The organism is Bacteroides muris (ex Fokt et al. 2023) (assembly GCF_024704895.1).
In the GTDB taxonomy this organism is placed as follows: domain Bacteria; phylum Bacteroidota; class Bacteroidia; order Bacteroidales; family Bacteroidaceae; genus Bacteroides; species Bacteroides muris.
The window spans coordinates 1-3,958 of the sequence record NZ_JAMZEE010000085.1 but is presented as its reverse complement, the minus strand read 5'-3'; the positions used below and the strand labels follow the sequence as shown (position 1 = coordinate 3,958).

6 protein-coding genes and 1 tRNA gene are annotated in these 3,958 nt (G+C 46.2%); 4 read left to right on the top strand and 3 right to left on the bottom strand.

Annotated features, from left to right (window positions below; genetic code table 11):
* Positions 1 to 2 precede the first annotated feature (2 nt).
* Positions 3 to 75: transfer RNA gene (locus M1B78_RS18240), tRNA-Gly, on the top strand.
* 88 nt (positions 76 to 163) lie between these two features.
* On the opposite strand, the gene M1B78_RS18235 is transcribed toward M1B78_RS18240, so the two are convergent.
* On the bottom strand, positions 164 to 760 hold the full coding sequence (locus tag M1B78_RS18235) for a DUF4923 family protein (protein ID WP_257941468.1): 597 nt from the start codon (positions 758 to 760) through the stop codon (positions 164 to 166).
* A gap of 14 nt (positions 761 to 774) precedes the next feature.
* Positions 775 to 1,380 (bottom strand): ribosome biogenesis GTP-binding protein YihA/YsxC, encoded by a 606-nt coding sequence (gene yihA, locus M1B78_RS18230; protein ID WP_257931672.1) that lies wholly within the window; start codon positions 1,378 to 1,380, stop codon positions 775 to 777.
* A 92-nt stretch (positions 1,381 to 1,472) separates the two neighbouring features.
* Between yihA and recR the strand changes: the two genes are divergently transcribed.
* From recR to M1B78_RS18215, 3 genes are read left to right on the top strand one after another with little or no spacing between them, the layout of a single operon-like run.
* Positions 1,473 to 2,090, top strand: a complete 618-nt coding sequence (gene recR, locus M1B78_RS18225) for a recombination mediator RecR (protein ID WP_035448317.1) — start codon at positions 1,473 to 1,475, stop codon at positions 2,088 to 2,090.
* 49 nt (positions 2,091 to 2,139) lie between these two features.
* A complete protein-coding gene (locus M1B78_RS18220; protein WP_257941467.1) occupies positions 2,140 to 2,589 on the top strand; it encodes a hypothetical protein in 450 nt (149 codons plus the stop codon).
* A gap of 19 nt (positions 2,590 to 2,608) precedes the next feature.
* The gene (locus M1B78_RS18215; protein ID WP_257931674.1) at positions 2,609 to 3,145 is read left to right on the top strand and encodes a GNAT family N-acetyltransferase; all 537 of its coding nucleotides are present in this window, start codon (positions 2,609 to 2,611) and stop codon (positions 3,143 to 3,145) included.
* Here M1B78_RS18215 and M1B78_RS18210 read toward each other — a convergent pair.
* Positions 3,138 to 3,746, bottom strand: a complete 609-nt coding sequence (locus M1B78_RS18210; protein WP_257941466.1) for a YqgE/AlgH family protein — start codon at positions 3,744 to 3,746, stop codon at positions 3,138 to 3,140. The two genes, M1B78_RS18215 and M1B78_RS18210, sit on opposite strands and share 8 nt — an antisense overlap.
* Between the last annotated feature and the right edge of the window lie 212 nt (positions 3,747 to 3,958).

Sequence of the window (3,958 nt, the reverse complement as noted above, 5' to 3'; positions counted from 1 at the left end):
ATGCGGAAATAGCTCAGTTGGTAGAGCATAACCTTGCCAAGGTTAGGGTCGCGAGTTCGAGTCTCGTTTTCCGCTCTTTTTCAGATAGAAAATCCCGCAAGCATTATTCAGTGCTTGCGGGATTTTTTCATTGTATAGAACTGGGACGAGTCCGAAGTTGTTGTTACTGTTTCTGTAATGACAATCCGAGCATCATTCCGTCGTAGCTGTTGGCCAGCGATCCGATACTCTTCAGGGTGGAGTTGCTGCTTTTGCTGGAGAGGAAGGTTATCAGTTTTAATAGTTTGTCTGATTCGAACAGCAAGTCCATAGTTTTGGAGGTAGCGTTGACCTTGGCATTCATACCTATCAGCTTGGCGAATTTCAAGTTGATTTTTTGGGTGGATGCATTGTAGGAGTAGCTTCCCTTCATACTCTTTTGTCCTACTTTGGCGCTGAATGTGCTATCGGCATTGAATGTGAATGACATTTGCCCGGCTTTGATACCTGCTTTTGCAAGTTGTTCGTCCAGTTTCTTTTCTGCGGCTGTGGCGGCAACGGCACCGCCGGCTTTCTGCAACAGGTTGTCCGATTCGAATTCAATGGCAGAGCCGGTGTACGACCAAGTGCCGGTCATGTTCGCTGTTGACTTGCCGGTTACAGCATTTACCGCCTTCTCTATATTTTCTTTGTTGAACAAATCCTTGATGGATTGTGCGTGACTATTGCTGGTCAGCAACAATGTGGCAACAAAAAGCTGCCAAAAAACTAATCTTTTCATTTTACTTGTTTCTATTATTTGCTATTTAGGCTTTTGTTGATACTTTCGATATAATCCAGCAGCTCTTTCCGTCCCATGCGGTTCTCGGAAGAGGTGATGAAGTAGGGGGGCAGCTCTTCCCATTGTTCCTTCAACTGTTTCAGGTATTCGTTGATGTTGGTGCTCAGTCTGCCGCTTTTCAGTTTGTCGGCCTTTGTGAAGACGATGGCAAAAGGTATACTGTTTTCGCCCAACCATTCCGTAAACTCGAGGTCGATGGCTTGGGGAGCCAGCCTGCTATCTATAAGAACAAACAGACAGGTCATCTGTTCGCGTTGCAGTATGTAACTTTCAATAATGCGCTTGATTTGTTCCTGCCCTTTCTGTCCCCGTTTGGCGTAGCCATACCCCGGAAGGTCTACAATGTACCAGCTCTTGTTGATGAGGAAATGGTTGATGAGCATGGTCTTTCCCGGTGTGGCAGAGGTCATGGCAAGTCCTTTCCTTCCGGTCAGCATATTGATGAGACTGGATTTTCCTACGTTGGAGCGCCCGATGAAAGCATATTCGGGAAATGTACCTGCGGGGCATTTCTGCACGTCTGTGTTACTGATGACGAATTCAGCGTTTGTAATATTCATTTTGTTGCCTTTTTGGGGTTTTACGTGTGGCAAAGGTAGCACTAATTTCATAAGTTTGCACTATCTTTGTGGCCAATAGGAAAATTTTAAGTATGAATGGACAGTTTCCCTCGACATTATTGGAGAAGGCAGTAAATGAGTTTGCCAAGTTGCCCGGAGTGGGACGTAAGACGGCTATGAGGCTGGTTCTTCATTTGCTCCGTCAGGATACGGCAGTAGTGGAAGCGTTCGGCAATGCCATTGTGACGCTGAAGCATGAAGTGAAATATTGCAAGGTATGCCATAACATATCAGATACGGAGACGTGCCGCATCTGTTCCAGTCCGCAACGAGACGCTTCGGTGGTTTGTGTGGTGGAGAATATCCGTGATGTGATGGCTGTGGAAGCTACACAACAGTTCCGTGGCCTGTATCACGTGCTGGGTGGCGTTATCTCGCCGATGGATGGCATTGGTCCCGGAGACTTGCAGATAGAAAGCCTTGTGCAGCGGGTGGCCGCTGGTGGTATCAATGAGGTAATTCTTGCGCTGAGCACTACGATGGAGGGAGACACGACAAACTTTTATATCTACCGTAAGCTGGAAAAGTTGGGGGTGAAGCTCTCCGTCATAGCTCGTGGCATTTCCATCGGAGACGAACTGGAGTATACGGATGAAGTGACTCTGGGACGCAGTATCGTGAACCGCACCCCGTTTTCGGGAACAGCCTGATTGTGTTGGGGTATTATCAATTATTCATTATCTACTATCAATTAACTGAATGGAAGAACAAATAAAGAAGACCGCGGCGCGTGTTCGAATTGCTTTTGCCTGTTTCTGGATACTCCCCATCTTGCTCGTACTGTTTGGAGAAGCCGGAGGCGGATGGGTAGGTATGTATGCCGGAGATGTACGTGCCGCTTATATAGCCGAGACGATAACCATTCTGCTGGCTGCCTCTTGCGTACCCGTGTCTCTGAAACTTTTTTCTTGGGTATTGATTCGGAAAATAGATGTAGTGACACTTCCCGAAGCCCTCCGGTTCTATGCAATGTGGAGTGGCGTGAGGCTGGCATTGCTTGCTATACCGGTGCTTGCGGGCTTTTTCACCTATTATATAGTGTTGAGCAGTACGGGTATACTGTGCGCACTGATAGGACTGACGGCTTCTCTGTTCTGCCTGCCGGGTGAGGAACGATTGCGTAAGGAACTGCATATCAATAAAGAATAACTATAACGGACTGAAAAATATGAATAAATCTTATTTCTGCAGTGAAAGGGTGCGTCTTCGTGCTATGGAGCCGGAAGACCTGGAAGTGATGTATTCCATGGAGAATGATTCCCGGACTTGGGATGTGACGAACTTCACCGTGCCTTATTCCAGATTTGTATTGAAACAATATATAGAGAATTCCGAGTGCGATATGTTTGCCGACCGCCAACTGCGTATGATGATTGTACGTGTAGAGGATGATGCGGTGATAGGTACTATTGACATTACAGAGTTTTCTCCCATGCATGCCCGTGGAGAGGTGGGTATTGCCATACGGAAGGAGTATCAGGGCAATGGTTATGCCAAGGAAGCGTTGTGCTTGCTGTGCGACTATGTTTTCGGTTTCTTGTATCTGAAACAGCTGATAGTTCATATTTCGTTGGATAATGAGGCAAGTATCCGCCTTTTTGAATCCTGCGGTTTTGTGCGTTGCGGGCTTTTGAAGGAGTGGTGGCGCGTAGGAGGGCGTTATAAGGATGTCGTACTGTTGCAGCTTCTCCGCAGCGCTAATTGAGTGCGGGAATCTGGGGGAAGCGCGACCATATTTCATATTTTGCTCCAAGCTTGCACAGGGCTTTCTTCCAGAGTGTACCGCTGGCCGCCTCGTCCATTAGCGAACTGATGTTTTCTTTGCCTACCAGCCAGGTGTTTTCTTCAATTTCCCGGCCCAGCTGTTCGTACTCCCAGCCGGAGTATCCCAAGAAGAATCTGATTTTGCCTTTAACGGGATTTCCCTGCATGATGTAGTTTTTGATGTATTCAAAGTCGCCGTTCAGGTAGAAGCCTTTACCGATGGATAATGCTCCGGTAATGCCTTTGAGAGTGTGCAGATAGAACAACGTATCTGTACTGAGCAGTCCTCCTTTATAGATAGGTATGTTTTCCGGGCAGTTGAAGTCCTTCAGCACATCATTCAAGAATAGAGGGAGAGGTTTGTTCAGAACCAGCCCCATTGTGCCGTCATGTGTATGATCCACCAGCAGAATGACGGACCGTCCAAACATATGGTCACACAAAAAGGGTTCGGAAATCAAGACCTTTCCCCGGGCAGGAACCACATGGTTTGTTTCTATCTTGAATAGATTTATATTGCTATACATGCCACTAATATACATAATATTCCACAATAAACAAAAAAACTTAGCTGTTTTTCATTTTAAAAGTTTCTTTTCTCGGACTTCATGGCCTTTTTATTCGGAGAGAATACTTAAGCTTGCAGATAATGGGCAGTTTAATACAATGAAATATACTAACGTGAGTTCGGGATAAGAACTTTATTTTTTTCAACCAAGCAAAAGACATAGAGTATTGGGCGGCCTGTCAAGGT

What these genes read in the sequence shown, in the direction of transcription:
- M1B78_RS18235 (WP_257941468.1), bottom strand. Translation starts at nt 760, where the DNA reads ATGAAAAGATTAGTTTTTTGGCAGCTTTTTGTTGCCACATTGTTGCTG.
- yihA (WP_257931672.1), bottom strand. Translation starts at nt 1,380, where the DNA reads ATGAATATTACAAACGCTGAATTCGTCATCAGTAACACAGACGTGCAG.
- recR (WP_035448317.1), top strand. Translation starts at nt 1,473, where the DNA reads ATGAATGGACAGTTTCCCTCGACATTATTGGAGAAGGCAGTAAATGAG.
- M1B78_RS18220 (WP_257941467.1), top strand. Translation starts at nt 2,140, where the DNA reads ATGGAAGAACAAATAAAGAAGACCGCGGCGCGTGTTCGAATTGCTTTT.
- M1B78_RS18215 (WP_257931674.1), top strand. Translation starts at nt 2,609, where the DNA reads ATGAATAAATCTTATTTCTGCAGTGAAAGGGTGCGTCTTCGTGCTATG.
- M1B78_RS18210 (WP_257941466.1), bottom strand. Translation starts at nt 3,746, where the DNA reads ATGTATATTAGTGGCATGTATAGCAATATAAATCTATTCAAGATAGAA.